Origin of the sequence: Jiangella endophytica (assembly GCF_003427025.1) — a bacterium.
Lineage (GTDB): Bacteria > Actinomycetota > Actinomycetes > Jiangellales > Jiangellaceae > Jiangella > Jiangella endophytica.
Map to the genome: position 1 here is coordinate 281,201 of NZ_QVAI01000002.1, position 26,777 is coordinate 307,977.

Sequence of the window (26,777 nt, forward strand, 5' to 3'; positions counted from 1 at the left end):
CATCGCGCGTGGACGGTGGCCGCGGCCTCCCGCCGCCCGGTGAGCCGCCTCCCCCACCCGAGGGACCCCCCAGCCGAGTTGATCTTGGAGTTCTTCGCCCATCAATCGGACATTTCACCAAGAAATCGCGAACAACTCCAAGATCAACTCGGGCGGGGTCAGCGGGGGCTGATGAAGCCGGACTCGTAGGCGGCGATGACGGCTTGGGTGCGGTCGCGGACGCCGAGCTTCGTGAGCACGTTGCCGACGTGCGTCTTGACCGTCTCGACGCCCACGACCAGCTCGGCGGCGATCTCGGCGTTGGACAGCCCGGCCGCCATCAACCGCAGCACCTCGGCCTCCCGCTCGCTCAGCCCGGCACCGGCCAGCGCATCGCCGCCGTTGCCGACGTGCGACGCCGCCAGCCCGCGGATGGCGGCCGGGAACAGCAGCGAGTCGCCGCGCGCCACCGTCCGGACCGCCTGCACGATCTGCTCCGGCCGGGCCCGCTTCAGCAGGAACCCGTGCGCGCCGGCCCGCAGCGCCTCGTAGACGTAGTCGTCGTTCTCGAAAGTGGTGACGACGAGGATGCGCGGCGGGTCGTCGCGGCGGCTCAGCAGCCGGGTCGCCTGGATGCCGTCGACGGCCGGCATCCGCACGTCCATGAGCACGACGTCGGGGCGGGACCGGCTCACCAGCGGCCCGACCTCGGCGCCGTCGGCCGCCTCGTCGACGACCCGCAGGTCCGGCTCGGCGTCGATGATCGCCCGCAGGCCGGCCCGCACCAGCGGCTCGTCGTCCACCAGCAGCACCGTGATCTCGTCCGTCACCGGCCCTCCCCCGCCCGGCCCGGCAGCTGCACCCGCACCCGCCACACCCCGTCCGCGGCCTGCGCGGACAACTCGCCGCGCAGCAGCCGCACGCGCTCTCGCATGCCGCGCAGGCCGCGGCCACCGTTGGCCCGCGGCGTCCGCACCGGCCCGCCGTCCGGCAGCGGGTTCGACACCTCGATCTCCAGGCCGTCCGCCGTCGCCGCGACCCGGAGCCGGACCGGGACGTGCGCCGCGTGCCGGGCCGCGTTCGTCAGGCCCTCCTGCACGATCCGGTACGCCTCGCGCGACAGGGCCGGCGGCACGGCCGCCAGATCGCCGTCGACCGTCGCCTCCAGGTCCATGCCCGTGGTCCGGGTGTCGTCGATCAGCCGCGGCAGGTCGGCGAGCGTGCGCTGCGGCGACGCGCTGTCGTCCGGCGCCGTGCCGCCGGCGCGGAGCACGCCGAGCACGTGGTCGAGGTCTTCCATGGCGGCCCGGCCGGCGTCCTCGACGGCGAGCAGGGCGCGGCGGACGAACTCAGGATCGGCGTCGAGCACCCGGCGCGCGGCCGCGGCCTGCAGCGTCGTCACCGTCAGGGCGTGGCCGACGGAGTCGTGCAGGTCGCGGGCCAGCCGGTTGCGTTCGGCGAACTCCTGGGCCTGCGTCTCCATGGCCAGCCGCAGCTCGGCCGGCGACGGGCCCAGCAGCAGCGGAGCGAACCACGCCAGCAGCGCGCCCAGCCCGGCCACCAGGTACGCCGTCGCCGCGACCAGCCCGAGGCCGAGCAGCACCGCCCACACACCGCCGACGCCGTCGAGCACCGCCAGCCCGGCGATGCCGGAGCCGTCGTCGAACCCCAGCCCGCGCGCCACCAGCAACACCGCCGTCGGCGCGGAGAACAGCACCGCCGCCATCGCCGCGCCGCCGCAGAGCAGGTGCAGCACGTACCAGCCGGCGCCGAACAGGCGGCTCTCCCACGGTGGGTCGGCGGCGGGATCGGGCAGGTCGACGTCGAGCAGCCCGCGGGTCGCGGTGATCTCCAGCGCCCGCATCGCCGGCAGGAACGGCGGCACCGTCCCGATGACGAACGTGACCACCGCCAGCACGGCGGCCGGCACGTACGGCGTCGCCGGCTCCGTGAACAACTGTACGAAGCCGATGATCAGCAGGACGTACGGGAGCAGGATGACGCCGCCGAGCAGCAGGTGGACGCCACGGCGGAGCAATCGGCGACCGGCGAGCGGCGCGACGATGCTCCGGATCGGTCCCACGCCCCCGATTGTCGCAGGCGGCGTCAGGCCGGCGGGCGCTCGGCGTCGCCGTCGGGCACCAGCGACAGCGCGACCGAGCACGCGGCGTCGAAGACCTCCTCGGAGGTGGCCTCGATGTCGCTCATGATCATCGGCGCGCCGTGCAGCGCGAAGAACGCCATGCGGCCGCACAGCTGCACGGGCAGCGGGTCGCGGGGATCGACGACGAAGTCGACGAGCACCCGCATGCGCTCGCGCAACGCGTCGCCGCACGCGTGCACCCGCAGCGCCGGCTGGTTCTCCATGAGGAATCGCAGCAGCGGCGTGCCCTGGCCGCGGATCGCCTTGGCATAGCGCTCGATCAGCTCGCGCCGGTTCTCCGGCGTGCGGGCCTGGCCGCGGGTCCACCCGACCACCTCGTCGACCGCCGTCAGCAGGTCGTCGACCAGGCTCTGGACGATGTCGTCCTTGCTCTTGAAGTAGTAGTAGAGCGACGCCTTCGTCAGGCCGAGGCGCTCGGACAGCTCGCGCAGCGACGTCTTGTCGTAGCCCTGCTCGGCGAACAGTTCCAGCGCGACGTTCTGGATGCGCGTTCGCGTGCTGCCAGGGTCTCGGTCGAGCATGAGGCTCCGTCATCGTGGGGGTCGTGCAGAGAACGTACCCAGATACGTGAAAGGTTCCACGTCAACGGCCTGGTGCGGACGCGCGAAGGCCCGCGGCCGGCATCGAGCCGGCACGCGGGCCTTCGGGTGAGCCGGACCTCAGACCGGGACGACCTCGAGCGCGACGTTGGCCGCGACCTCGGGGTGCAGACGCACGGTGACGCGGTGGGTGCCGACCGTCTTGATCGGGCTGCCCACCTCGATGCGGCGCTTGTCGATGGCCGGGCCGCCGGACGCCGTGACCGCCGACGCGATGTCGGCGGACGTGACGGCGCCGAACAGCCGGCCGGAGTCGCCGGCCTTGGCGGCCAGCTTGACGGCCGTGCCCTCGAGCTGCGCCTTGACCGCACGAGCGGAGTCGAGGTCGGCGAACTCGCGGGCCGAACGAGCGCGGCGGATGGAGTCGATCTCCTTCTGCCCGCCCTTGGTCCACGCGATCGCGAAACCGCGCGGCATGAGGTAGTTGCGGCCGTAGCCGTCCTTGACCTCGACGACGTCACCGGCGGCACCGAGCCCCGGGACCTCCTGAGTGAGAATCAGCTTCATCGCGTCCTCTCCCGTCTCAGCGAGCCGTCGAGGTGTACGGCAGCAGCGCCATCTCACGGGCGTTCTTGATGGCCGTGGCGACGTCGCGCTGGTGGCGGGTGCAGTTGCCGGTGACCCGGCGCGCACGGATCTTGCCGCGGTCGGAGATGTACTTCCGCAGCAGCGAGGTGTCCTTGAAGTCGACGTAGTCGACCTTGTCCTTGCAGAAGGCGCAAACCTTCTTCTTCGGCTTGCGCAGCGGAGGCTTTGCCATCGTGGTGCTCCTCCTTCGGGGAGCCCGGTCGCCTCGCTGGCCGCGGCTGACCGGGATGGGTTGACGGGCGCGTTCCGAGCGGGGCGGCCTCCAGAGCCGCCCCGGAACGCTGATGACATGGTGCTCAGAACGGGGGCTCGTCGGCCGGCGGACCGGCCGGGGCACCCCAGGGATCGTTGCCGCCGCCGCCCTGCGGCGCGCCGCCGCCCTGCGGGGTGGCCCAGGGATCGTTGCCACCGCCGGCGGGGGCGCCGCCGCCGAAGCCGCCGCCACCTCCACCGCCGGAGCGCTGGGTCCGGGTGACCTTGGCCGTGGCGTAGCGCAGGCTCGGGCCGATCTCGTCGACGTCGAGCTCGATGACCGTGCGCTTCTCGCCCTCACGGGTCTCGTACGAGCGCTGCTTGAGCCGGCCCGTCACGACCACCCGCATACCCCGCTGCAGCGACTCGGCGGCGTTCTCGGCCGCCTGACGCCACACCGAGCACGACAGGAACAGCGGGTCGCCGTCCTCCCACGTGCTGGTCTGCCGGTTGAACGTGCGCGGTGTGGACGCGACGCGGAAGTTCGCGACCGCGGCACCGCTGGGCGTGAAGCGCAGCTCAGGGTCGTCGGTCAAGTTCCCGACGACCGTGATGACGGTCTCGCCTGCCATGGCTAAAGGTCCCTCTCAGTGGGCTTCAGGCCGAACGACCTTGGTACGCAGCACCGTCTCGGAGAGCCCGAGCTGGCGGTCGAGCTCAGCCACGGTGTCGGCCTCGCACGTGACGTCGAGCACCGCGTAGATGCCCTCGCTCTTCTTGCTGATCTCGTACGAGAGCTTGCGGCGGCCCCAGATGTCGATCTTCTCGACCGAGCCACCGGCCTCACGCACGACCCCGAGGTACTGCTCGAGGCTGGGCTGAACGGTGCGCTCCTCGGACTCGGGGTCCAGGATGACCATGACCTCATAACGACGCATGCCGGATCACCTCCTGTGGTCTTCGCGGCCACGGTCTCTCCGTGGCAGGAGGGCTGAACGTCGATGGCCCGGTCGGATGCACACAGGTCCGTGCACGACCAGGCCGCAGGCAAGGTTACCAGCGTTGAGCCGAAACGCCGATTCGGTTGTCCACAGGGGCTGACCTGCGATCACGAACCGTCAGAAATCGGTCCCGGCCTCCAGACGCTGCCGCAGCAACCGCTCCAGTGGCATCGACTCGCCGTCCCGCGCGCCGACGCCCACCTGCAGCGGCGGATCCGACGGCGCGACCCGCACGCCGAGCAGCCGGGACCGCGTCGAGCGCGGCACGTCCAGCACATAGAACGCGCCGTCCTCACCGACCGCCATGGCCTGGTTGCGGCGGACGTACCAGCCGCGCAGCCCGGTCTTGTAGCGGACGGCGCCATCGGCGGCCCGCGCCCGCAGCGGCCCGGGCACGACCCCGGCCGCCGTCATGGCCACGACGAACTCCGCGACGAGCGCTCGGGCCCGCTCGGTCTCGGCCGCCTGCTTGCGGGCGAGCGCGTCGGCGTGTGCCTTGACGGCCTCGCGCCGCTGATCGCGCCAACTGCCCTCACCACTCACCCCTGCACCTTACGAGGCAGCGCCGCCCGGTTCTGACGGCCGGGCACGCGGTCGAGCGGCATGCGGTGCCAGAGGGATGCCGGCAGGGTAGGCGCGGGCGTCCGAGCGAGGAACGGGCGAGGCCGTACGTCGTGCAGTACTGCCACCGCACTGCCCGCAGGCCCGATCGTCCGACCCCGCCACCACGACGCACCTGTCGGCATCGCGCGGTAGCGTCTGTCGCATGGCTGAGCAGCGCATCGGGGCCCACGTGAAGCAGGGCGACCCCATCACGACGTCCAAGGCCAACGGGGCCTCGGCGGTGCAGATCTTCCTCGGCGACCCACAGGACTGGAAGGCCCCGAAGCTGGCCTACCCGGGCGGCGCCGAGGCGCTGCGGGCCGACGCCGAGGCGGCCGGGCTGACGGTCTACGTGCACGCGCCGTACGTCGTCAACGTCGCCACCACGAACAACCGCATCCGCATCCCCAGCCGCAAGATCCTGCAGCAGCACGTCGACGTCGCGGCGCAGGTCGGCGCGGCGGGCCTCGTCGTGCACGGCGGCCACGTCCTCAAGGGCGACGACCCGCAGACCGGCGTCGACAACTGGCGCAAGGCGGCCGAGCAGCTCGACGCGAAGGTGCCGGTGTTCATCGAGAACACCGCTGGCGGCGACTACGCCATGGCCCGCAAGCTCGACCGGCTGGCCGCGCTCTGGGACGCCGTCGGCGAGTTCGGGTTCGGCTTCTGCCTCGACACCTGCCACGCCTTCTCGGCCGGCATCGCGCCTGAGGACATGGTCGAGAAGACGCTCGCCATCACCGGGCGCATCGACCTCGTGCACGCCAACGACAGCCGCGACCCGTTCGACTCCGGCGCCGACCGCCACGCCACCATCGGCGCCGGCAGCATCGGCGGCGAGGCCATCGTCGCCGTCATCGAGGCGGCGGGTACCGATGCCGTCGTCGAGACGCCGGCCGAGGGCCAGGACGCCGACGTCGCCTATCTGCTGGAACACGTCAAGGCGAGGTAGCGGTGGGCCGCCCTGACGGTCAGACCTCCGCGCGCGGCCGCGCGCGGGCGGCGTCGACGCCCGCCACGGCCTCGGGCCGCACGGTGTCGCGGACGATGCGCAGCGCCTCGGTCAGCGCGGCCAGCTGCTCCGGCGTGAGCAGGCCGGTGTACCAGCGGTCGACGTCGTCGATGTGGTCGGCCACGGCGGCCGTCACCCGTTCGAGGCCGGTGTCGGTGAGCACCGCCCAGGTGCCGCGGCGGTCGGTGTCGCAGCTCGCGCGCGTCACCAGGCCGGCCCGCTCCAGCCGGTCGACCACGCGGGTCACGCCGCTGGTGGTCAGGCTGGTCTGGGCGGCGAGGTCGCTCATGCGCAGCTGGCAGTTGGGCGTGCGGCCGAGCCGCAGCAAGATCTCGAGCTCGTTCTCGGACAGGCCGTGGCGGGCCAGGCGGGCGGCGAACTTGTTGGTCAGCCCCCGGTGCACCTCGACGAGCAGGCCCACCGCGGTGAGCCGATCGTCGTCGATGATTCGCGTCGTCGCCATAGAAGCTGATGCTAACAATGGTTGACGGCGCAAAATATTGAACGTTGAAGCAGATTCGCCAGAGAAAGGGCAGGCCATGGCCGAGGCGCACATCGCCCGCAACGTGCACCCGTGGAACGGGCTCACCGTGCCGGCGGCCGGCGTCTTCACGCTCGACCCCGAGCACGCCGACGTCACGTTCGCCGTCCGCTACCTCATGGTCACACAGATCAAGGGCAGGTTCGGCGACGTCCGGGCGACCCTGACCCTCGGCGAGGACCCCACCGCGTCGCACGTCGAGGTCGTCGTGGGAACGGCGAGCCTGGCCACCGGCGAGGACGACCGCGACCAGCGGCTGCGCTCGCCCGACTTCTTCGACGTCGCCGAGCACCCGGAGCTGACGTTCCACTCCACCCGTATCGCCCACGGCGAGGGCAACGAGTTCGTCCTGGCCGGCGACCTCAGCATCCGCGGCACCACCAGGCCGGTGGAGTTCCGGGCCAGCTTCGACGGCGTCGGCTTCGACCCCTGGGGTGCACAGGTCGTCGGGCTGAGCGCTCGCACCGAGATCGACCGCGAGGCCTGGGGTCTCACCTGGAACCGGGCGCTGGAGACCGGCGGCGTGCTGATCGGGAAGACGGTGGTGCTCGAGATCGACGCCGAGTTCACCCGGCCGGCGCAACCGGACACTCCCGGACGTTCGTGATCGTTCTCGGGTCCACAGCCTGAGCGGGTACCCTCGCCCCGTGACACGCTCCCCCGCCCTCACCGTCCGAGAGATCACGAGCGACCAGCACCTCGCCGCGATCGCCGAGCGGCCCTCGGTCAGTTTTCTCCAGACACCGGCGTGGGGCGTGGTCAAGCGAGACTGGCGGTCCCGCTCCGTCGGCTGGTTCGACGGCGACAAGCTGGTCGGCGTCGCGCTGGTGCTCTATCGCAAGGCGCCGCGCATCCGCCGCTACCTCGCCTACGTCCCCGAGGGCCCGAGCATCGACTGGGAGGACGCCGCGGCCGCCGGCGACCTCCAGCGCTGGCTCGCACCGCTGGCGGAGCACGTGAAGTCGCAGGGCGCGTTCGGCCTGCGCATGGGCCCGATGGTGGTGACCCGCCGGTGGCACAACGCCACCCTCAAGGCCGCCCTCGCCGACCCCGGCGTCACCAGGCTGCGCGACCTGCCGGCCGACGAGACCACCGCCACCGGCACCGCACTGGCCGAGCAGCTGACGACGCTGGGCTGGCGCCCGCCCGCCGAGGTCGACGGGTTCGCCGCCGGCCAGCCGCGGCACCTGTTCCAGCTGCCGCTCGAGGGCCGGTCCGAGGACGACGTCCTCAAGGGCTTCAACCAGCTGTGGCGACGCAACATCAAGAAGGCCGACAAGTCCGGCGTCGTGGTGTCGTCGGGTACCGGCGCCGACCTGCCGGAGTTCCACCGCATCTACGCCGAGACCGCCCAGCGCGACGCCTTCACGCCGCGCCCGCTGTCGTACTTCGACGGCATGTGGGCCGCGATGACCGCCGAGGCGCCGGAGCGGCTGCGGCTCTACCTGGCGCACCACGAGGGCGACCTCGTCGCCGCCGCCACCATGACGCGCGTCGGCACCCACGCCTGGTACTCCTATGGCGCCTCGACGACGACCAAGCGCGACGTCCGCGGCTCCAACGCCATCCAGTGGCGGATGATGCAGGACGCTCTGGCCGAGGGCTGCTCGGTCTACGACCTGCGCGGCATCACCGACACCCTGTCCGAGGACGACCCGCACGCCGGCCTGATCCGGTTCAAGCTGGGTACCGGCGGCCAGGCGGTGGAGTACCTCGGGGAGTGGGACCTGCCCATCTCCCGGGTCCTCTACTCTGCCTTCGACCTGTACATGAAGCGCCGGAGCTGACCCCGTTGTCTCTCACCTTGCACATCGCCGCCGACCAGTGGCGCGGCCGGGTGCGCCGCTACGTCCAGGACGCCGCCACCGCGGGCGTCACCGTCGTCCCCGTCACGAAGGGCAACGGCTACGGCTTCGGCAACGCCGTGCTGGCCGCCGAGGCGGCCCGCCTGGGCGTGGCCACGCTCGCCGTCGGCACCTATGAAGAGGTGCCCGCCGTCACCGGCGAGTTCGGCGGCGACGTGCTGGTGCTGTCGCCGTGGCGGCCGTGGCTGGCCAGCGTCGTCGGCGACGACCGCGTCGTCCACACCGTCTCGAGGCTGGAGGACCTGCGGCAGCTCGCCGCCGGCGCCACGCGGCCGCGCGTCGTCGTCGAGGTCATGACGAGCATGCGGCGCCACGGCATCGACCCCGGCGAGCTGTCCGAGACGGCGAAGCTCCTCGACGACGTGCGATTCGAGGGGTTCGCGCTGCACCTGCCGCTGACCGGCGACCACACCGCCGAGGCGACGACGCTGGCCCGGCGGGCGTTCGAGGCGGTGCCGGCGGCCGCCCGCACGGTCTGGGTCAGCCACCTGACGGCCGAGCGAGCCGCCGCCGTCGGCCGCGACGCCGACGCCGAGGTGCGGCTGCGGGTCGCGACGGCGCTCTGGCTCGGTGACCGCTCCGGGCTGACCCCCCAGGCGACGGTGCTCGACGTGCACCGGGTGCGGCGCGGCGAGACGTACGGCTACCGGCAGCGCCGGGCCCGCCGCGACGGCGCGGTCGTGGTGATCGCGGGCGGCACTGCGCACGGCATCGCGCTGCAGGCCCCGACGGCGGCCGGCTCCCTGCGCCAGCGGGCGACGGCGCTGGCCCGCGGCGGGCTGGAGGCGGGTGGGCGGGCGCTCTCGCCGTTCCGTGTCGCCGGCAAGCAGCGCTGGTTCGCCGAGCCGCCGCACATGCAGTGCTCGATGATCTGGCTTCCCGGCGGCCTCGAGCCCCCGGCCGTCGGCGACCAGGTCGACGTCGAGGTCCGCTTCACCACGACGTCCTTCGACGCCCTCGCCTGGGACTGACCACCGAGGACATCGCGATCCTCACCCGCCCGGGACACACCTCACTCGCCGGAGGACTGAACCCCAGCAGCATCCTGGGGACGCCAGGTCCCGGAGCGAGTGAGGTGCTCCTCAGCCGAATGACGCCCCATCGACCGTCATCCTCCTGATCGTGGGAGACCGCCACCCACAGGCCGGAACCCCAGGACTCAGCCGGCCCACCGCCCGGTCAGATACGCAGCCGCCCAGACCGACATCAACGGCACCGAGACCGCGAGGTACGCCCACAGCACCCAGCGCCGCCGGGCCGCCAGCAGAGCGATCGTCACCCACAGGGGCCACCACAGCAGCGTCGCCCGCGGCACGGAGAAGAACCACGTCGACGTGCCGAAGGCGATGACCTGGAGGCCGATCCACGTCGCCTCGCCCCAGCGGCGCCACCAGAGCAGTGCGCCGGTCAGCACGACGCCGATCAGCATGGCGACGATCTCGGCGCGGAACATCCAGGCGAACCCGGGCGACTGGGTGCCGCCGAACGCCGCTGCCCAGGTGGTGTCGAGCGCCGTCCACGGCCAGGTGAAGTGCCGGTCCCAGCCCTCGGACTGAGCGTGCAGCCAGGCCAGCCAATCGCCGGTCTCGGACTCCAGGAACACCGACCACGCCGCCAGCGGCAGCGCCGGCAGGAACAGCCAGCCGAGGCCGGACCACCAGGGCCGGCCGGTCCGCTCGATCGCCTCGCGGCGCGTCGTCAGCCAGTGGACGGCGATCGCGGCGGCCAGGAACAGGCCGCTGACCCGCACGGTGCACGACAGCGCCGTCAGCACGCCGGCGGCCAGCCAGTGCTGCCGCCGCGCCGCCAGCCAGGCCGGCAACGCGCACGCCAGGAACAGCGACTCGGTGTACGGGGCGGCGAGGAAGACCGCCGACGGCGACGTCACCCACACCAGCACGGTGAGCCGGCCGATCCGCTGGCCACCCTCCAGTTCCCCGATGCGGCCCAGCGCGACGGCGGCGACAGTGCCGGCCAGAAGCGACACGATCAGCCCGGCGGCGACGTGCCGCAGCCCCAGTTCGGCGCCGAGCCACAGGAACGCCGGGAAGCCGGGGAAGAACGCCTCGTTGGGCACGCCGGTCGGTTCGCCGCCGTAGCCGTGGATCGCGATGCCGGCGTAGTGCCAGTAGTCCCACTGCTGCCACCGGTCCAGCGCGGGCACGACGTCCTGGCCCTGGGTGACGAACATCCAGCCGGTGGCGCCGGCGATCACCCACATCGAGACCCGGCTGGCCAGCCAGATGCCCAGCGACTCGCGGTCGACGGCATGCAGCCGCTCGCCCCAGGTCCGCGCCGTCATGCCGGCATCACCCCACGGCGCCGGTGCCGGGGCGCGATCGGGTCCAGCGGCGTCAGGAACCGGCGGACGGGGTCCTCCTCGGGACGGCGGATGTCGCGCACGACCATGACAACGAGCCAGAGCAGCCCAGCGATCCGCAGCAGGATCGCCAGCGCGTACTGGTCGTTCGTCAGCAGCGGCGATGACGGATCGTACAGCGTCGCCAGAAACCGCCACACCAGCACGACGTAGATCCCCTCGGCGACCTGCCAGACGGCGAGGTCGCGCACCCGTGGCCGGGCCAGCACCGCCAGCGGCAGCAGCCAGAGCGAGTACTGCGGCGACCACACCTTGTTCACCAGTAGGAACGCGGCGACGGCGAGGAAGGCGAGCTGGGCGACGCGGGGCGGGACGGGCGCCGTCAGGGCGAGCACGGCGATCAGCACCAGCAGCACCCCCGCGGACACGACGGCGAGGTCGTCGACGGACTCGGGCAGCAGGTCCGGCGCGAGGAGGTCGACGGCGAACCAGGTGGAGCCGAAGTCGGCGACGCGGTCGGCGTTGAACGTGAAGAACTCGCGCCAGCCTTCCGGCGCCCACCACGCCACGGGCAGGTTCACCGCCGCCCACGCGACGGCGGCGGCCACGACGGCCAGCGCGGCGTCGCGCAGCGCGGAGCGCCGGTCCGGTGACCGCAGCGCCACCAGCACCAGCACGCCGAGCAGCAGCACCGGGTACAGCTTGGTGGCGGTGCCCAGCCCGATCAGCACGCCGGCCAGCACCGGCCGGTCCCGCGACCACGCCAGGATCGCCAGCGATGTCGCCAGCACGGCCAGCAGGTCCCAGTTGACGTACGCGCTGAGGAGCAGCAGCGGCGACGCGGCCACCAGCAGGCCGTCCCACGGGCGACGGGACACCGTCCGCGCGGTCGCGACGACCACGCCGAGTGCCGTGACGGCCATGAGGCCGGCGGTGAGGTCGAAGAAGACCACGCTCTCCGCGATGGCCGGGGGCAGCCCGCCGCCACCACCGAACGCGTCGTACAGACCGGCCGCCGCGATCGCCGTCACCTGCATGACGGCGCCGGTCAGTACCGGGTACTCCAGCATGCTGTCGCGGTAGGCCACCAGCCCGTCGGCGAACCCGCGCTCGCGGTACAGGAACGCGACGTCGCTGTAGCACAGCGACGTCCACATCGACCGGTCCGCGCGGTCGGCCCAGCCGTCGGCCCGGCACGGCTGGTCGACGAGGAACCCGAGCAGCAGCACGACGACCGCGACCAGCAGGGCGATCCGGACCGGGCCCCACCAACGCCGCGGCAGCGCCGCTCGCTTCCCGAGCGGCCCGCCGATCGCCTGGCTCAGCTCCGCGACGACAGCGTCCTCACGACTGGGCGCGGCGGATCCTTCGCGGCGCTGCGGCGTCACGGACACGACTCGACAGCCTAGACGCCGGGTGCGACGCCGGTCACAACGACCGCACCGACGCGGCCCTCACCTCAGCGGCCGCCTCCGCCGCCGGCGTCGCCCCAGTCGCCGCCGGGTGGGTCGTCGGTCGGTGTCTCGGACGGCTCCTCGGTCGGTGTCTCGGACGGGGTCTCGGTCGGCTCCTCGGGCGGCTGTTCGCCGCCGTCGCCCCACTCGTTGCCGTTGCCGTTCCCGTTGTTGCCGTTGCCGCTGTCGTCGGAACCGTCGCCGCCGCCACCGTCACCGCTGTCGTCGCCGCCGCCGTTCCCGCCGTCGTTGCCGCCGCCGTTCCCGCCGTCGTCGCCGTTGTCGTTGCCGTTCCCGTTGTCGCCGTTCTCGTCCTCGCCGGGGGTCTCGGTCGGGGTGGGCGTGGGTGTGGGCGACGGGTTGACCGCCTCGCCGATCTCAGCCGGGTCGGGGAACTCCTCGACCTCCATGCCCTCGAGCGCCCCCGTCATGAAGGCGGTCCAGATGCGGGCCGGGAAGGCGCCGCCGGTGAAGGTGTCCATGCCGTCGACGCCGTCGAGCGAGACCGTGCCGGCCGTCTCGCCCTCGCCGCGGAAGATCACGACGCTGGCCGACAGCTGCGGTACGTACCCGGAGAACCACGCGGTGAGGTCCTCGTGGGTGCCGGTCTTGCCGGCTGCCGGCCGGCCGAGGTTCTGCGCCTCGCGGCCGCTGCCGTTCTGGACCACCTGGCTCAGCGCGAACGTGGTGTCGGCGACGACGCCCGGGTCGAGCACCGACTCGGGGGCCGGTTCGACGCGGTACGGGACGTTGCCGCCGGGCTCGGTGACGGAGCGGACGGTGTACCAGTCGGCGTGCCGGCCGCCCGCGGCAAGTGTCGCGTACGCCTCGGCCATGTCGATGGGCCGGACGTGGCCGATGCCGATGGTGACGCGCGGGTCCTGGCGCAGCTGCGTCTCCTCGTCGGCCGCATACGAGAGCCCGGACGCCAGCTGGGCGTCGACGACGCTGTCCGGCCCGATGTTCATGGCGAGGTCGACGAACGCGGTGTTCATCGACTGCTCGGTCGCGGTGACGAGGTCGATGGCCTCGCCGTACTCCTGGTCGTCCTGGTTGTGCACCGGCGGGCCGAGGATGGGGTCGGTGAGGGTGTTGCCGGAGTAGCGGCTCTCCAGCGAGATGCCCTGCTCCAACGCCGCGGCCAGCGTGAACGGCTTCACCGTCGATCCGCCCTGGACGGAGGCGTCGATGGCGTCGTTGAACGGCTGCTCGATGTAGTCGGGTCCGCCGTACATGGCGACGACGGCGCCGTCGCCCGGCGTGACCGCCGCGAGGCCGACCCGGACGCCGTCGGCATGCTCCTTCGGCCGTTCCGCCTCGACGGCCTGCAGCGCGGCCGTCTGCGCCTTGGGGTCGAACGTGGTGACGACGCGCAGGCCACCGGTGTCGATCTCTTCCTCGGTGAAGCCGTTCGCGATCAGCTCCTCGCGGACCTGCCACAGCAGGTAGCCGTTGGGACCGCCGTAACGGTTGGCGCTCTGCTCCGGCACGACCTGGGGCGGCACCAGCGTCTCGGCGGTGGCGGCGTCGAGCCGGCCGATGTCGACCATGCCGTCGACGACGTACTGGAATCGCTGCTGGAACCGCTCGGCGTTCTCGGGGCCCAGCGTGGGGTCGTAGCGGGTCGGCGAGCGCAGGATGCCGGCGAGCGCAGCGCACTGGGCGGTGTCGAGATCGGACACCGGCACGCCGAAGTAGGAGCGCGACGCGGTCTGGATGCCGTAGACACCGCCGCGGCCGAACCAGATGGTGTTGAGGTACGACGCGAGGATGTCGTCCTTGTCCAGCTGCTGGTCGATCTTGACCGAGATGAACAGCTCCTGCACCTTGCGGGTGAGGGTCTGGTCCTGGGTCAGGTAGTAGTTCTTGACGTACTGCTGGGTGATCGTGGAGCCACCGCCGGCCGCCGTCGACCCGTTGTTCTGGATGTAGCCGATGCCCGCGCGCAGCATGCCGACCGGGTCGAAACCGTTGTTCTCGTAGAAGCTGCGGTCCTCGGCGGCCACGACGGAGTCCTGGCAGGCCTGCGGGATGTCGGAGATGTCGACGGTCTCGCGGTTCTCGGCGCTGAACCGGCCGAGCTCGGTCTCGCCGTCGTTCCAGTAGACGATGGTCGCTTCGGACCGGGCGAACGCGTTGGCCTCGGGGATGTCCGTCATGGCGTAGGCGATGCTGATGCCGGCGACGCCGAGCAGCATCATGCCGAGCGCGTAGAGACCGAACGCCTTCAACGAGACGAACCGGCGCCAGCCCTTGCGGCGGCCCTTGCCGTTCTTCCCGTTCTTGCCGCTGCGGCCGGCGGCGTAACGACGGCCACCACCGCCCCGTTCAGGGGTCGCCGACGGGACCGCGCCGGCGGACGCGGCGGTTCTGGGAGCCGCGTTCTTCGACGCGGCCGTACGCGCGCGGTCACCCGCGCGGCGTCGCCCTTGGTTGGTCACAGAGTTCCCGGTCGGGTCGGGGACATCGGCCGTCCGGTGCGCGCGATGAGGCGCGCCGGATTCATGCAGAGCCTACGACGCTCCATGCTCGATCACGCCAATCCTGCTCCTGCCTCGGACGTTTCAAACCTGCGTGTGACGCCACAGCCGTCTCACCCGTCACGCCGGTGTGGACCGGTCACTTGCAGTCGGCGCCGCGGACGTTCTATCGTCCGAACTATCAAACGGATGTATCGGTTCGATACATCGATCCAGAATGATGCAAGGGAGCGTACCTCGTGGGCAAGCGGGCAGAGGCGTTGGAGCTGGCCATCCTGGGCCTGCTGCATGACGCGCCGCTGCACGGCTACGAGCTGCGCAAGAGGGTGAACTCGCTGCTGGGGTGGGGGCGAGCCTTCTCGTACGGCACCTTGTATCCGACCTTGAAGGCGATGGTGCGGCAGAACTACCTCGCTGAGGACGAGCCGGTCGACACCCTGGTGACGCCGGCTCCGCATCGCAGCGGGCGCCGCGGTCGCATCGCCTACCGACTCACTCCGGAGGGCAAGGAGCGTTTCGCCGATCTGCTCACCCACACCGGGCCATCGGCCTGGGACGACGAGCACTTCGGCGTGCACTTCGCGTTCTTCGGCCGGGCCGACGCCGATACCCGCATGCGGATCCTCATCGGCCGGCGCAGCCGGCTGCAGGAGAAGCTCGACCAGTTCCGCTCGGCACTGTCGCGCACACGCGAACGTCTCGACGCCTACACGCTGGAGCTCCAGCGGCACGGTCTCGAGTCGGTCGAGCGCGAGGTCAAGTGGCTCGACGACCTGATCAGCGCGGAACAGCGCTCGATCGACAGGCCACAGGGCGCCACGCCCACCCCAGGGGCCGGTGAGCCACCGGCGCCCTCCACCGGAATCGAAGGAGAGAACGGCCGATGAGCTCGGTACGTGTTGGCATCGTCGGCGTGGGTAACTGCGCCGCCTCGCTCGTGCAGGGCGTGCACTATTACCGCGACGCCGACCCGGCGACGAAGGTCCCCGGACTGATGCACGTTCAGTTCGGCGACTACCACGTCCGTGACGTCGAGTTCGTCGCCGCGTTCGACGTAGACGCGAAGAAGGTCGGGCAGGATCTCGCCGACGCCATCGGCGCCAGCGAGAACAACACCATCAAGATCTGCGACGTGCCTCCCACGGGCGTCGTCGTGCAGCGGGGTCACACGCTGGACGGCCTGGGCAAGTACTACCGCGAGACCATCGTCGAGGACGAGAGCGAGCCGGTCGACGTCGTCGCCGCGCTCAAGGCGGCCAAGGTCGACGTCCTGGTCTGCTACCTGCCGGTGGGCTCCGAGGAGGCCGCCAAGTTCTACGCGCAGGCCGCCATCGACGCCGGGGTGGGGTTCGTCAACTGCCTCCCGGTCTTCATCGCCGGCACCCAGGAGTGGGCGGACAAGTTCACCGCCGCGGGTGTCCCGATCGTCGGCGACGACATCAAGTCGCAGATCGGCGCGACCATCACGCACCGCGTGCTGGCCAAGCTGTTCGAGGACCGCGGCGTCACCGTCGACCGGACCTACCAGCTCAACGTCGGCGGCAACATGGACTTCAAGAACATGCTCGAGCGCGAGCGGCTGGAGTCCAAGAAGATCTCGAAGACGCAGTCGGTCACCTCGCAGCTGGTCGAGGGGCTGGAGCCGCGCAACGTCCACATCGGCCCGTCCGACTACGTCGCGTGGCTGGACGACCGCAAGTGGGCGTTCATCCGGCTCGAGGGCCGCAACTTCGGCGACGTCCCGCTGAACCTGGAGTACAAGCTCGAGGTCTGGGACTCCCCGAACTCGGCCGGCATCGTCATCGACGCGCTCCGGGCGGCCAAGATCGCCATGGACCGCGGCGTCGGCGGGCCGATCCTCTCCGCGTCGTCCTACTTCATGAAGTCGCCGCCGGAGCAGTACTCCGACGACGTCTGCCGCGAGAAGGTCGAGCAGTTCATCCGCGGCGAGATCGAGCGCTGACCCGTCACGGGTGAGCGCGAGGAGCCGGCGCCCGCTGGGGTGCCGGCTCCTCGCGTTCAGGGCGCCGGACGTTGGGACGACCCGCGGATCGGCCGAACGGTCACACCGTCATGGGGTGGCGCCGACCTGCGGCCCGACCTCCAGTGCGCGAACTCCGCAGCTACCGGGCGTGATCATCGGTCCGCCCACAGATGAGAATCGCGTCGCCGGTGCGGCAGTTTGACGTGGCTCGTCTACCATTTCCGTCATGCTCCGGTGGGATCGTGTGCCAGATTGAGGTGTTTCACCCATCGGTCGCCTATTGACAGAACGCTGCCGGGCAGTAAGCGTCGTCTAGCGGCGCGAGTGCGTCCCGGAGCACGACGGCGGCCACGAAGGGGCCCGAGCCGCTCATCGGCGAGCGGCCATGGGGGACGACAGAGGAAGGAACATCGATGACGCGGACCGCCCGAGGACGCCGTAGCAACGACGGCGCCACGAAGCGGGCGCGCGCGAATCTGCGCCCTGCAGACCTGCGCCCAGCCGTGAAGTCCGGCCGTGCGAAGGAGGGCGGCGACGGCGAGCGCTCCCGGTCCTTCTGGCAGTCCTTCCTGCACGACCGCAGCGTCCGTTCTCGCGTCGCCGCGCTGGTTCTACTCCCGCTGCTGGGCACCCTGGTGCTCGGCACGTTGTTCTTCAAGAGCGCCCTCGACGAGGCGTCGTCCGCGTCGCGCACCGAGAGCCTGGCCGAGGTCGGCATGGTGTCGCTCCAAGCGCTCCAGGCGATCCAGGACGAGCGCGACGTCACCGGTTTCTACTTCGGCCAAGGCCCCAGCGCCGAGTCCGTCAGCAACGCGCGTGACACCACCGACGCCGCGCTGGCCGCACTGTCCGACGAGATCGACCAGCGCCGCGGCGACGACCTCGGCGCCACCTACGAGGGCGCGGTCAAGGACTTCGACCGCGAGGTCGAGCGGCTGAGCGGCACCGAGCGCGAGTCGAACTATCGGAAGCAGCGCGACGGCAACGACCCGGTCTTCAACGAGGGCGGTACCGAGGGCTACCACCGTTTCGCCGAGGTCCTGCAGCGCCTCGCCACGGCTGCCGCGGCCGGCTCCGACGACCCCACACTGGCTCGCCGCATCACCGCTCTGGGCGACATGGCCCAGGCGGTCGAGTCGGCGTCGCTGGAGCGGGGCATCGTCGCCTTCTTCATGCAGCCGGAGGTCGCGCCCACGGCCCCCCAGCGCGACCAGGCCATGGTCCTCCAGGGTGAGCAGGACCTACTGCTCGAGGGCCGGTTCCTCCGCGGTCTCGGCTTCACCGAACAGCGCCGCATCTACTCGAACCAGATCTACATCGCCAACCGCGCGGTCACCACCGCTCGCAGCGACATCGCCAACGGCGCCGCGCCCCGCGTCTCGAAGGACCAGTGGTGGGAGTCCTCGACGGCGCGGCTGGACGACCTTCGCGACATCCAGCAGGAGTCGGGCAACGCGGTCCTGGCGCTCGCGGCCGAGCGCACCGACAGCGCCCGCGTGACCGCGCTGTTCAGCGCGCTCGGCGTGCTCGCCGTCCTGGCGCTGACCATCTACCTCGCCATCGTCGTGGCGCGGTCCATCATCGGCCCGCTGCGCCGACTGCGCGCCTCGGCGCTCGAGACCGCGCAGACCCAGCTGCCGGCGCTGGTCGACCGGGTGCACAAGGACGGCCCGGTGGTCGCGCGCGACCTACCTGACGCCGTCCAGGCCGAGGGCCGCGACGAGATCGGCCAGGTCGCCACGGCGTTCAACGACGTCCACGCCACGGCCGTCCGGGTCGCCGCCGAGCAGGCGCTGCTGCGGCAGAACCTCGACACCATCGTCGTCAACCTCTCCCGCCGCACGCAATCGCTGGTCGACCGCCAGCTCGGCGAGATCGAGGGCCTCGAGCAGCGCGAGCGCGACCCCGACCAGCTGAGCACGCTGTTCCGCATCGACCACATGGCCACCCGCGTCCGGAGGCACGCCGAGAGCCTCCTGGTCCTCGCCGGCGTCGACGAGATGCGCAAGCACACCAGCGCGGCCGGCGTCCTCGACGTCGTCCGCACCGCGGTCGGCGAGGTCGAGCAGTACCCGCGGGTGAAGTTCGGCGTCATGCCGACCGACCTCATCACCGCCGGCGCCGTCGACGACATCGCCCACCTGCTGGCCGAGCTGATCGACAACGCCACCGAGTTCTCCGCGCCGGCCACGCCGGTCCGGGTGACCAGCCAGCCCCTGCTGGGTGGCGGCCTGCGGCTGCAGGTCACCGACTCCGGCCTGGGCATCCCGGCCGGTCAGCTGGACGAGCTGAACGAGCGGCTGCGCAACGTCGGCGACATCGACGTCGCGGCGTCGCGCACCCTGGGCCTCTACGTCGTCGCGCGCCTGGCCGCCAAGCACGGCATCCAGGTGCGGCTCGAGGGGGTGCCCGAGGGCGGAACGGCCGCGCAGGTCGACCTTCCCGCGCACCTGATCCTCTCGCCGCTCGACACCAGCGAGGGCGTCATCCCGCCGGTCCCCGCCGAGCCGGCCGCGCCGCACCAGCCGTCCAGCGGCTTCGGCGACTCCTGGAGCCTCGACCCCAACCCGGCGCCGTTCCGCCGCGACGACTCCTCGCCGGCACTCCCGCTCACCCCGGCCGGGTCCTCCCTGCCCCGTCGCGACGAGCGGCCCGACGAGACCCGCTTCCCGGTCGAGGCGCCCGCGCAGTCCGACCAGCCGCTGCCCGCTGACCCCGCCCCGGCCATGGACGCCGGCCGGCCCACCTGGCCTAGCCCGGAGGAGTCGCGGCTGCGTCCCGACACCGGCGAGTCGCGCATCCCGCCCATCACGGCGGAGACCCGCTACTCGGCCTCCGACACCGGCGAACACCGCGTGACCGACACCGGCGAGCACCAGTTGTCCGAGACCGGTGAACGCCGCCTCACCGAGACGGGCGAGCGCCGGCTCTCCGACACCGGCGAACGCCGCATCTCCACCGATCACGGCGCCCGGACCGACGAGTCGTGGCGGCAGCCGCTCACCAACGGCAGCACGAGTGGGGCACTGCCCACCCGCGAACCGCGTCCGGAGGTTCGCCCGCCCACTCCGCAGCCGCCTGCGCCCGCCGTCCCGGCCAAGCCGGCAGCCGCCGCCCGCGCTTCTCTGCGCGCGCCGGAGCCGGTACTCCCGGACAGCGACTCGCCGATCTACGACTCCGTCGCCTCGGCCTGGTTCAGCCGGTCCGGCGCCGACTCGTCCACCGACGACTGGTCCAGCCCGGCCGACGAAGGCTGGCGGCGGGCCGCTGAGGCGCTGCGCTCGGCCGAGGAGGCCGCCAGCGCCCGCGCCGTCCAGCGCGACACCGAGCCGATCGCGACATCGCCTCAGGTCGGGTCCGGCTGGGCCAACCGCGAGACGCCCCCGCCGGCGCCCGCGCCCTCGCCGGCACCGGTGCCCGAGCCCGTCGCGCAGGCCGAGCCCGCGCTCAGCGCGTCCGGCCTTCCGCTGCGGCGTCGTGGCGCCTCGCTGGTGCCCGGCTCCATCGGCGAGCTCAACGAGACCGAACAGACCCGGCGGCCCGCAGCCGCGGCCAAGGACGCGAGTAACGTGGCCTCGACACTGGCCAGCCTGCAGCGAGGTGTCGGGCGCGGCCGGGAGGAAACCGGTGGCTGGGTCCCGAAGCGACCCAGTGACCCCGAGAGGAGCGATTCGTGACCAACGCCTCCAGCGACGAGCTCGGCTGGCTGCTCGACCGGTTCGTCGACCGCACCACGGGCGCTGCCCACGCGGTCGTGGTCTCGGCCGACGGTCTGCACCTGGCCGGCTCCACGGGTATGCCGCGTGAACGCGGCGAGCAGCTCGCTGCGGTGGTGTCCGGACTGGCCAGTCTCACGGTCGGCGCCTCGCTGATCCTGGGCGCCGGCGAGGTCCAGCAGACCCTGGTAGAGATGAGCAACGGCTTCCTGCTGGTCATGGCGGTCGGCGACGGCGCGCACCTGGCCGTCCTGGCAGCCTCCACCGCCGACCTCGGTCAGGTGGGCTATGAGATGGCACTGCTCGTCGAGCGCGTGGGTGCCGTTCTCAATCCCGCCACCCGGGTCGGGTGAGATACGTCGTGTACGAGCCCCTGATGTGGTAGGGATCGGGTCAGCACCGCGCAGATCCCCGATCCGACGATGGTCTGGAGGTAACGATGGCGACACCTGACGGCCGGAGGGTACGGCCGTACCTTGCCACGCGTGGGCGCACGCGTCCCGTGCAGGACATCGCCATCGAGGCTCTCGTCTCCACCACGAAGGACGGCCGTACCCACGGCGCCGACCCCGAGCCGGAGCGGGAACGCATTCTCCGGCTGTGCCACTCGCCACGGTCCGTGGCAGAGGTGGCCGCAATCGTCTCGATGCCACTCGGCGTGGCCCGCGTGCTCGTCGCGGATCTCGAGACCGAGGGACTGGTGCGGGTCGCTGACCCGCATGCGGCGTTCGCCGGCTCCGCGGAGCCGGCTCGTAATCTGAGCGTGCTGGAAAGGGTGAGGGATGGCCTTCGTCGACTCTGAGGTGTCTGGCGGCACACAGGCCGACCAAGACGCACTGTCGGTCAAGATCGTCGTGGCCGGCGGCTTCGGCGTGGGCAAGACGACCTTCGTCGGCGCGGTGAGCGAGATCGAGCCGCTGCGTACCGAGGCACTCATGACCGAGGCCTCGACCAGCGTCGACGACCTCTCCATGCTGCCCGAGAAACGCACCACCACGGTCGCCATGGACTTCGGCCGCATCACGCTGGCCGAGGACCTCGTGCTGTACCTGTTCGGCACACCGGGCCAGAACCGGTTCTGGTTCATGTGGGACGACATCACCCGCGGCGCCATCGGCGCCGTGGTCCTCGTCGACACCCGCCGACTGGCCGACTGCTTCGGCGCCATCGACTACGTCGAGCAGCGGGGCATCCCGTTCGTCGTCGCACTCAACGCCTTCAACGGCATCCAGGAGCACGACGTCGAGGACGTCCGCGACGCCCTCCAAGTCGGCCCCGAGGTCCCGTTCGTCGTCACCGACGCCCGCGAGCGCGAGTCGGTCAAGGTCGTGCTCGTCACGCTCGTCGAGCATGCGATGTCGATGATCCAGCAGACCTGATCCGGGTCGCGGGCGATGGCATGCGCGCGTCGGGGCGCCTACTCGCTCTCGCCGTCACGCTGACGGCCTGCACCGGCACGGACGCGGCCGACCCTCCGGCGCAGGAGCCGCTGTTCACCGGCAGCTTCACCGTGATCGAGTCGCCACAGCACGGCCCGCGGGCCTGTTCGATGGTCGGGCAGTCCTACCCGCCGCAGTGCGGGGAGGGGTTCGAGCTACGCGGCTGGTCGTGGGACACCGTCGGCGGTGAGGAGTCGCACGACGGCGTCACCTGGGGCGACTACGGGCTCACCGGGACGTGGGACGGCACGGCGCTGACGCTGACCGAGCCGCGGCCGGCCCCGGGGGTCTTCCCCACCGCGTCCGAGGACCGCGACGTCGAGCTGGACACCCCGTGTCCCACGCCGCCGGGCGGATGGGTGGTGATCGACGGCTCGCGCTCCTACCCCGACGATCTCAATGCGGCCCTCGTCCATGCCAGCGAGGCGTCCGGGTTCGCCGACAGCTGGCTGGACCGGCGCCTCGAGCCCGGCGAGGCGGGGACGGACCCGCCACCCGACGCGATCGTCAACGTCCGGTTCACCGACGATCTCGCCACCCACGAGGCCGCGCTGCGCCGCATCTGGGGCGGCGCGCTGTGCGTCAGTCCGGCCGAGCGCAGCGAGCAGGAGCTGCTGGCGCTCATCACCGAGATCAGGGCCGAGTACGACGTCACCGCGTCCTGGACCAACACGCCCGAGAACACCGCCGGCATCCAGGTGGTCGTCGACGACGGCGTTCAGGAACGGCTCGACGCGGCGTACGGGCCGGGCGTCGTCGAGGTCGACGCGCTGCTGCGGCCGGTGGACTGACGCCGGCCACCGGAACGCCGCGGCCCTTCGCGCCGTCCAAATGGCATGCGTCACTTTGGGTGGATCGTCGCCGCGCCGGTCGCGGCTCTGTTGCTCGCCGCCTGCGGCGATGAGGAGGCGCCCGTCAGCGCCTCGCCGTCGGACGCTCCGCCGTCCGCCGACCCCGACCAGCTCTACACCGGCGTGTTCACCGTTCTCGAGAACGGTGACCACGGCCCGCAGCTGTGCACCGTGGTCGCGGAGTCGTTCCCGCCCCAGTGCGGTGGCCCCGACGTCCTCGGCTGGAACTGGGACGAGGCGCCCGACGTCACCTCCGAGAACGACGTCACCTGGGGCTACTACTCCGTCACCGGCACCTGGGACGGCACCGCGCTGACCCTCGCCGAGCCGCCGCTGGCCGGCGCGGCCACGTCGCCCGTGGTCCCCGACGGCACCGTGCCCGACTTCACGTCGCCGTGCCAGCCGCCGGCGGGCGGCTGGACCGTCACCGACCCCGCGACGGCGACCGAGACCGCTCTGGCGGCCGTCAGCGCCTACGTCGACGAGCAGGCCGACGGCGCCGGCATGTGGATCGACTCCTCCGCCGAGCCCACTGTGCTCAACGCGCGCTTCACCGGCGACCTCGAGCAGCACGAGGCCGCCCTGCGCGCGATCTGGGGCGGACCTCTCTGCGTCAGCGAGGCCGGCCGCAGCACGCAGGACCTCACCGCGATCCAGGACGAACTCACCGCCGCCGTCCCCGACGTGATCACCATCGGCCCGGAGGTCACGGCCAACGTGGTGCAGCTGAGCGTGTTCGTCGACAACGGCCTGCAGGAGCAGCTGGACGAGCAGTACGGCGAGGGCGTCGTCCAGGTGAGCGCCTCGCTGCGGCCCGTCGAGTGATCTCTGCCGACAGCGAAGGGCCCGTGACGGGCGCCCGCCGCGCTGGCTGGCGTCGGGCGCCATGAGCCGTCACGCCATCGTCGTCGGCAGCACCGGCCAGATCGGCCGGGCGGCCGTCATGTCCCTGCTCCATGACGGCTGGACCGTCACCGCCGTGCACCGGGGCAGCACCCCACATCCGGCCGCCTGGACCCGGCACGGCGTCATCGAGCGGCGAGCCGACCGCGCTGACCTCGCGACGGTCCTGCGCGAGTCCGGCGGCGCGGACGTGCTTCTCGACACCATCGCCTACGACGACGCCGACGCGCGGCTGCTGCTCGGCCTGGCCGGAGACGTCGGCTCGCTGATCGTCGTCTCCAGCGCGTCGGTCTACGCCGACGACGCGGGCCGCACCCTGGACGAGGCGACCGGGCCCGACGACTTCCCGCGGTTCGCCGGGCCGGTCGCGGAGACCCAGGCGACGACACCGCCCGGCCCCGCCACGTACTCGACGAAGAAGGCGCTGCTCGAGAGCACCCTGCTCGACGACGGCCGGCTGCCCGTGACCGTGCTGCGGCCGTGCGCCATCCACGGTCCGGGCAGCACCAGCCCGCGAGAGATCTGGCCGCTGGCGCGCGCCCTCGCCCGGCGGCCCCGGGTGCCGCTGTCGCACCGCGGCCAGAGCCGGTTCCACACCACCAGCGCGCCGAACCTGGCCGAGCTGATCCGGCTCGCCGCCGAGCGGCCGGGCACCAGGATCCTCAACGCCGGCGACCCCGAGCCGCCGTCCGTCGCCGAGATCGTCCGGGCGGTCAGCCTGACCGTCGGCCACGACCCGGAGCTGGTGCCGCTCGACGGACCGGCCCCCGCCGGCCAGGTCGGCCGCACCCCGTGGTCGGTGCCGCGCCCCTTCCTCGTCGACATGACGGCGGCAGCGACGGCGCTGGGCTACACGCCGGTCGCGACCTACGCCGACGCCGTCGAGAGCACGTCCGCCTGGCTGCGCGGGCGGCTCGCCGAACACCCCTGGCGCGAGGCGTTCCCGCTGCTGGCGCAGTTCTACGGCGACGCGATGGACGACTTCGCCGCCGAGGACGAGCTGCTCGCGACGTTGCCCTAGGCGTCTGCGCCGGTGCGCCCCCGGCGCCGCAGCAGTGCGGCGACCGCCCGCCAGCCGACCAGGAACGCGCCCAGCACGATGGTCGCGACCACGACGAACGACGCCGCCGTCCCCTGTCCGGACGCGGCCCGCAGCACCATGCCGACGACCATCGTCGCGATCCACACCGTCACGCCCGTGCCGAGAGCCGTCGCCGGTCGCTCGTGGCGGGCGGGGCCGGCATCCCCCGGCCGCCGCCGGCGCAGCAGCGTCACCGCCCAGCCCGCGGCCAACCCGGTCAGGAACGGCCACGCCGTCGTCGCCAGGCCGGCCGGGTCGAGCGGGTGGTCGTGCGTGCGCCGCCCGATCAGCACGAACACCAGCACCAGGACGGCGTCGAGGACGACCGCCGGGCCGGTCCTCACGAGCTCTCCGGCTGCTCGGACCACCACCGCAGCAACGCCGCGCGCGCGTCGTCCTCGGACAGCACGCCGTGGTCGAGCCGGACCTCGAGCAGGTGGTTGTAGGCCCGGCCGACCAGCGGTCCCGGCCGGATGCCCAGGATCTGCATGATCTGGTTGCCGTCGAGGTCGGGCCGGATGGCGGCCAGCTCCTCCTCCTCGGCCAGCCGGGAGATGCGCTCTTCGAGGCTGTCGTACGACTGCTGCAAGGCCAGCGCCTTGCGGCGGTTGCGCGTCGTGCAGTCGGCGCGGGTCAGCACGTGCAGCCGGTCGAGCTCGTCGCCGGAGTCGCGGACGTAGCGGCGCACCGCGGAGTCGGTCCACTCGCCGCCGCCGTAGCCGTGGAAGCGCAGGTGCAGCTGGATGAGCTTCGCCACACTGTCGATGACGGCGGACGGGTAGCGCAGGGCCGTGAGCCGCTTGCGGGCCAGCTTCGCGCCGACCACGTCGTGGTGGTGGAAGCTCACGCCGCCGCCGGCCTCGAACTTGCGGGTGCGCGGCTTGCCGATGTCGTGCAGCAGCGCCGCCAGCCGGGTCACGAGATCGGGGGCGCCGCCGGGCAGCCGTCCCTCCAGCTCGATGGCCTGCTCGAGCACCGTCAGCGAGTGCTCGTAGACGTCCTTGTGGCGGTGGTGCTCGTCGATCTCGAGGCGCAGCGCGGGCAGCTCGGGCAGCATGTGACCGGCGATGCCGGTGTCGACCAGCAGCGTCAGCCCGGTGCGCGGCGCCGGCGAGAGCAGCAGCTTGGTCAGCTCGTCGCGGACCCGCTCGGCCGACACGATCTCGATGCGGCCGGCCATGTCGGTCATCGCCGCAACCACCTCGGGCGCCACCTCGAAGCCCAGCTGCGAGGCGAACCGGGCGGCCCGCATCATGCGCAGGGGGTCGTCGGAGAACGACTGCTCGGGCGTGCCCGGCGTGCGGATGACCCGCCGGCCGAGGTCGGCCAGCCCGCCGTACGGGTCGACGAACTCGCGGCCGGGCAGCAGCACGGCCATGGCGTTGACGGTGAAGTCGCGGCGCACGAGGTCGTCGGTGATCGACGCGCCGTACGCGACCGCCGGCTTGCGGCTGGTGGGGTCGTAGCTGTCGGCGCGGTACGTGGTGATCTCGATCTGGAAGCCGTCCTTGGTGCCCCCGATGGTGCCGAACTTCTGCCCGACGTCCCAGAGGCTGTCGACCCACCCCGCGAGCAGGCGCTTCGTCTCCTCGGGGCGGGCGGACGTGGTGAAGTCGAGGTCCTGGCCGAGGCGGTCGAGCAGGGCGTCGCGGACGGAGCCGCCGACCAGCGCCAGCTCGTGCCCGGCCGCCTGGAAACGGGTGCCCAATTCGTCGGCCACGGGCGCGATGCGCAGCAGCTGCCGCACCGCCTGCCGCTGGGCCTTCGAGAGCACGTGGTTCGCCGCTTCCTTCGTTCCGATCACGACGGACCAGACTACGGGGCGACACCCCCGGGATCCCAACCGCTTCAGCAGCAGCGCAGGAAGCGGCCGCATCCCAGCTACTCTGGACGTATGCCCGGCTCGCCGTCCTCGCCAGCCGACGGTCCGCACCATCGGCGACGTCGGGGGGCGAGGCGACGGCGGAAGGCGAGCCGGCCGCGGCTGCGTACCGTGCGCGAGACC

Annotated in this window: 27 protein-coding genes; 13 read left to right on the forward strand and 14 right to left on the reverse strand. The window is 72.1% G+C overall.

Annotation, left to right across the window (positions count from 1 at the left end; translation table 11 throughout):
* Nucleotides 1-158: 158 nt before the first annotated feature.
* The 8 genes from DZA62_RS05650 to DZA62_RS05685 form a co-directional block, all read right to left on the reverse strand.
* Nucleotides 159-809 carry a response regulator gene (locus DZA62_RS05650; protein ID WP_198663453.1) on the reverse strand — a complete coding sequence of 217 codons (651 nt, stop codon included), beginning with the start codon at nucleotides 807-809 and terminating at the stop codon, nucleotides 159-161.
* Nucleotides 806-2,062: a sensor histidine kinase gene (locus DZA62_RS05655; protein ID WP_198663454.1), complete on the reverse strand. Its 1,257-nt coding sequence runs from the start codon at nucleotides 2,060-2,062 to the stop codon at nucleotides 806-808. The genes DZA62_RS05650 and DZA62_RS05655 overlap by 4 nt, the downstream gene beginning before the upstream one ends.
* Nucleotides 2,063-2,085: 23 nt before the next feature.
* Complete coding sequence (locus DZA62_RS05660) at nucleotides 2,086-2,664, reverse strand: TetR/AcrR family transcriptional regulator (RefSeq protein ID WP_116947813.1); 579 nt, start codon at nucleotides 2,662-2,664, stop codon at nucleotides 2,086-2,088.
* Between the two features lie 138 nt (nucleotides 2,665-2,802).
* Nucleotides 2,803-3,249 carry a 50S ribosomal protein L9 gene (gene rplI, locus DZA62_RS05665; RefSeq protein ID WP_116947814.1) on the reverse strand — a complete coding sequence of 149 codons (447 nt, stop codon included), beginning with the start codon at nucleotides 3,247-3,249 and terminating at the stop codon, nucleotides 2,803-2,805.
* Nucleotides 3,250-3,265: 16 nt separating this feature from the next.
* The gene (gene rpsR / locus DZA62_RS05670) at nucleotides 3,266-3,502 is read right to left on the reverse strand and encodes a 30S ribosomal protein S18 (RefSeq protein ID WP_116947815.1); all 237 of its coding nucleotides are present in this window, start codon (nucleotides 3,500-3,502) and stop codon (nucleotides 3,266-3,268) included.
* Nucleotides 3,503-3,626: 124 nt separating this feature from the next.
* Nucleotides 3,627-4,154 carry a single-stranded DNA-binding protein gene (locus DZA62_RS05675; RefSeq protein ID WP_116947816.1) on the reverse strand — a complete coding sequence of 176 codons (528 nt, stop codon included), beginning with the start codon at nucleotides 4,152-4,154 and terminating at the stop codon, nucleotides 3,627-3,629.
* Nucleotides 4,155-4,169: 15 nt separating this feature from the next.
* A complete protein-coding gene (gene rpsF / locus DZA62_RS05680) occupies nucleotides 4,170-4,460 on the reverse strand; it encodes a 30S ribosomal protein S6 (protein ID WP_069109315.1) in 291 nt (96 codons plus the stop codon).
* Nucleotides 4,461-4,640: 180 nt separating this feature from the next.
* On the reverse strand, nucleotides 4,641-5,066 hold the full coding sequence (locus DZA62_RS05685; protein WP_116947817.1) for a hypothetical protein: 426 nt from the start codon (nucleotides 5,064-5,066) through the stop codon (nucleotides 4,641-4,643).
* Nucleotides 5,067-5,289: 223 nt separating this feature from the next.
* Here DZA62_RS05685 and DZA62_RS05690 point away from each other — a divergent pair, with 223 nt between their 5' ends.
* Nucleotides 5,290-6,078 carry a deoxyribonuclease IV gene (locus DZA62_RS05690; protein ID WP_116947818.1) on the forward strand — a complete coding sequence of 263 codons (789 nt, stop codon included), beginning with the start codon at nucleotides 5,290-5,292 and terminating at the stop codon, nucleotides 6,076-6,078.
* A gap of 19 nt (nucleotides 6,079-6,097) precedes the next feature.
* Here the strand turns inward: DZA62_RS05690 and DZA62_RS05695 are convergent, their stop codons facing one another.
* The gene (locus tag DZA62_RS05695) at nucleotides 6,098-6,601 is read right to left on the reverse strand and encodes a MarR family winged helix-turn-helix transcriptional regulator (RefSeq protein ID WP_116947819.1); all 504 of its coding nucleotides are present in this window, start codon (nucleotides 6,599-6,601) and stop codon (nucleotides 6,098-6,100) included.
* Nucleotides 6,602-6,677: 76 nt separating this feature from the next.
* Between DZA62_RS05695 and DZA62_RS05700 the strand changes: the two genes are divergently transcribed.
* From DZA62_RS05700 to DZA62_RS05710, 3 genes are read left to right on the forward strand one after another with little or no spacing between them, the layout of a single operon-like run.
* Nucleotides 6,678-7,286 (forward strand): YceI family protein, encoded by a 609-nt coding sequence (locus DZA62_RS05700; protein WP_116947820.1) that lies wholly within the window; start codon nucleotides 6,678-6,680, stop codon nucleotides 7,284-7,286.
* A gap of 40 nt (nucleotides 7,287-7,326) precedes the next feature.
* Nucleotides 7,327-8,466: a lipid II:glycine glycyltransferase FemX gene (locus DZA62_RS05705; RefSeq protein ID WP_116947821.1), complete on the forward strand. Its 1,140-nt coding sequence runs from the start codon at nucleotides 7,327-7,329 to the stop codon at nucleotides 8,464-8,466.
* A gap of 5 nt (nucleotides 8,467-8,471) precedes the next feature.
* Entirely contained in the window at nucleotides 8,472-9,515 is a 1,044-nt protein-coding gene (locus DZA62_RS05710; RefSeq protein ID WP_116947822.1) for an alanine racemase, read from the forward strand.
* Nucleotides 9,516-9,703: 188 nt separating this feature from the next.
* Here the strand turns inward: DZA62_RS05710 and DZA62_RS05715 are convergent, their stop codons facing one another.
* From DZA62_RS05715 to DZA62_RS05725, 3 genes are all read right to left on the reverse strand, one after another.
* Nucleotides 9,704-10,846, reverse strand: coding sequence for a mannosyltransferase family protein (locus tag DZA62_RS05715; RefSeq protein WP_116947823.1), 1,143 nt, complete (start codon nucleotides 10,844-10,846; stop codon nucleotides 9,704-9,706).
* Nucleotides 10,843-12,258 (reverse strand): glycosyltransferase family 87 protein, encoded by a 1,416-nt coding sequence (locus DZA62_RS05720; RefSeq protein ID WP_116947824.1) that lies wholly within the window; start codon nucleotides 12,256-12,258, stop codon nucleotides 10,843-10,845. The genes DZA62_RS05715 and DZA62_RS05720 overlap by 4 nt, the downstream gene beginning before the upstream one ends.
* A 65-nt stretch (nucleotides 12,259-12,323) precedes the next feature.
* Nucleotides 12,324-14,759, reverse strand: a complete 2,436-nt coding sequence (locus DZA62_RS05725) for a transglycosylase domain-containing protein (protein WP_116947825.1) — start codon at nucleotides 14,757-14,759, stop codon at nucleotides 12,324-12,326.
* Nucleotides 14,760-15,037: 278 nt separating this feature from the next.
* Here DZA62_RS05725 and DZA62_RS05730 point away from each other — a divergent pair, with 278 nt between their 5' ends.
* The 9 genes from DZA62_RS05730 (at nucleotide 15,038) to DZA62_RS05770 (ending at nucleotide 24,712) form a co-directional block, all read left to right on the forward strand.
* Nucleotides 15,038-15,685: a PadR family transcriptional regulator gene (locus tag DZA62_RS05730; protein ID WP_116947826.1), complete on the forward strand. Its 648-nt coding sequence runs from the start codon at nucleotides 15,038-15,040 to the stop codon at nucleotides 15,683-15,685.
* A complete protein-coding gene (locus DZA62_RS05735) occupies nucleotides 15,682-16,761 on the forward strand; it encodes an inositol-3-phosphate synthase (protein ID WP_116947827.1) in 1,080 nt (359 codons plus the stop codon). Before DZA62_RS05730 ends, DZA62_RS05735 begins: the two co-directional genes overlap by 4 nt.
* Nucleotides 16,762-17,195: 434 nt before the next feature.
* Nucleotides 17,196-20,459 (forward strand): sensor histidine kinase, encoded by a 3,264-nt coding sequence (locus DZA62_RS05740; protein WP_116947828.1) that lies wholly within the window; start codon nucleotides 17,196-17,198, stop codon nucleotides 20,457-20,459.
* Nucleotides 20,456-20,851 carry a roadblock/LC7 domain-containing protein gene (locus DZA62_RS05745; RefSeq protein WP_046767008.1) on the forward strand — a complete coding sequence of 132 codons (396 nt, stop codon included), beginning with the start codon at nucleotides 20,456-20,458 and terminating at the stop codon, nucleotides 20,849-20,851. Before DZA62_RS05740 ends, DZA62_RS05745 begins: the two co-directional genes overlap by 4 nt.
* Before the next feature lie 86 nt (nucleotides 20,852-20,937).
* Nucleotides 20,938-21,300: a DUF742 domain-containing protein gene (locus tag DZA62_RS05750; RefSeq protein ID WP_116947829.1), complete on the forward strand. Its 363-nt coding sequence runs from the start codon at nucleotides 20,938-20,940 to the stop codon at nucleotides 21,298-21,300.
* A complete protein-coding gene (locus tag DZA62_RS05755; protein WP_116947830.1) occupies nucleotides 21,281-21,877 on the forward strand; it encodes a GTP-binding protein in 597 nt (198 codons plus the stop codon). Before DZA62_RS05750 ends, DZA62_RS05755 begins: the two co-directional genes overlap by 20 nt.
* A 20-nt stretch (nucleotides 21,878-21,897) precedes the next feature.
* Nucleotides 21,898-22,728, forward strand: a complete 831-nt coding sequence (locus DZA62_RS05760) for a hypothetical protein (RefSeq protein ID WP_116947831.1) — start codon at nucleotides 21,898-21,900, stop codon at nucleotides 22,726-22,728.
* Nucleotides 22,729-22,773: 45 nt separating this feature from the next.
* Nucleotides 22,774-23,613: a hypothetical protein gene (locus DZA62_RS05765; RefSeq protein ID WP_157987502.1), complete on the forward strand. Its 840-nt coding sequence runs from the start codon at nucleotides 22,774-22,776 to the stop codon at nucleotides 23,611-23,613.
* A gap of 61 nt (nucleotides 23,614-23,674) precedes the next feature.
* Nucleotides 23,675-24,712 (forward strand): NAD-dependent epimerase/dehydratase family protein, encoded by a 1,038-nt coding sequence (locus DZA62_RS05770; RefSeq protein WP_116947833.1) that lies wholly within the window; start codon nucleotides 23,675-23,677, stop codon nucleotides 24,710-24,712.
* Here DZA62_RS05770 and DZA62_RS05775 read toward each other — a convergent pair.
* Together DZA62_RS05775 and DZA62_RS05780 are read right to left on the reverse strand one after the other, a co-directional pair.
* Nucleotides 24,709-25,116 (reverse strand): DUF3054 domain-containing protein, encoded by a 408-nt coding sequence (locus tag DZA62_RS05775; protein ID WP_198663455.1) that lies wholly within the window; start codon nucleotides 25,114-25,116, stop codon nucleotides 24,709-24,711. The genes DZA62_RS05770 and DZA62_RS05775 overlap by 4 nt on opposite strands.
* The gene (locus DZA62_RS05780) at nucleotides 25,113-26,648 is read right to left on the reverse strand and encodes a CCA tRNA nucleotidyltransferase (RefSeq protein ID WP_116947834.1); all 1,536 of its coding nucleotides are present in this window, start codon (nucleotides 26,646-26,648) and stop codon (nucleotides 25,113-25,115) included. Before DZA62_RS05780 ends, DZA62_RS05775 begins: the two co-directional genes overlap by 4 nt.
* Nucleotides 26,649-26,777 lie beyond the last annotated feature (129 nt).

Coding starts and splice junctions, on each gene's coding strand:
- DZA62_RS05660 (WP_116947813.1), bottom strand. CDS start 2,664: ATGCTCGACCGAGACCCTGGCAGCACGCGAACGCGCATCCAGAACGTC.
- rplI (WP_116947814.1), bottom strand. CDS start 3,249: ATGAAGCTGATTCTCACTCAGGAGGTCCCGGGGCTCGGTGCCGCCGGT.
- rpsR (WP_116947815.1), bottom strand. CDS start 3,502: ATGGCAAAGCCTCCGCTGCGCAAGCCGAAGAAGAAGGTTTGCGCCTTC.
- DZA62_RS05675 (WP_116947816.1), bottom strand. CDS start 4,154: ATGGCAGGCGAGACCGTCATCACGGTCGTCGGGAACTTGACCGACGAC.
- rpsF (WP_069109315.1), bottom strand. CDS start 4,460: ATGCGTCGTTATGAGGTCATGGTCATCCTGGACCCCGAGTCCGAGGAG.
- DZA62_RS05690 (WP_116947818.1), top strand. CDS start 5,290: ATGGCTGAGCAGCGCATCGGGGCCCACGTGAAGCAGGGCGACCCCATC.
- DZA62_RS05695 (WP_116947819.1), bottom strand. CDS start 6,601: ATGGCGACGACGCGAATCATCGACGACGATCGGCTCACCGCGGTGGGC.
- DZA62_RS05700 (WP_116947820.1), top strand. CDS start 6,678: ATGGCCGAGGCGCACATCGCCCGCAACGTGCACCCGTGGAACGGGCTC.
- DZA62_RS05715 (WP_116947823.1), bottom strand. CDS start 10,846: ATGACGGCGCGGACCTGGGGCGAGCGGCTGCATGCCGTCGACCGCGAG.
- DZA62_RS05735 (WP_116947827.1), top strand. CDS start 15,682: ATGAGCTCGGTACGTGTTGGCATCGTCGGCGTGGGTAACTGCGCCGCC.
- DZA62_RS05740 (WP_116947828.1), top strand. CDS start 17,196: ATGACGCGGACCGCCCGAGGACGCCGTAGCAACGACGGCGCCACGAAG.
- DZA62_RS05750 (WP_116947829.1), top strand. CDS start 20,938: ATGGCGACACCTGACGGCCGGAGGGTACGGCCGTACCTTGCCACGCGT.
- DZA62_RS05755 (WP_116947830.1), top strand. CDS start 21,281: ATGGCCTTCGTCGACTCTGAGGTGTCTGGCGGCACACAGGCCGACCAA.
- DZA62_RS05760 (WP_116947831.1), top strand. CDS start 21,898: ATGCGCGCGTCGGGGCGCCTACTCGCTCTCGCCGTCACGCTGACGGCC.
- DZA62_RS05765 (WP_157987502.1), top strand. CDS start 22,774: ATGCGTCACTTTGGGTGGATCGTCGCCGCGCCGGTCGCGGCTCTGTTG.
- DZA62_RS05770 (WP_116947833.1), top strand. CDS start 23,675: ATGAGCCGTCACGCCATCGTCGTCGGCAGCACCGGCCAGATCGGCCGG.
- DZA62_RS05780 (WP_116947834.1), bottom strand. CDS start 26,648: ATGCGGCCGCTTCCTGCGCTGCTGCTGAAGCGGTTGGGATCCCGGGGG.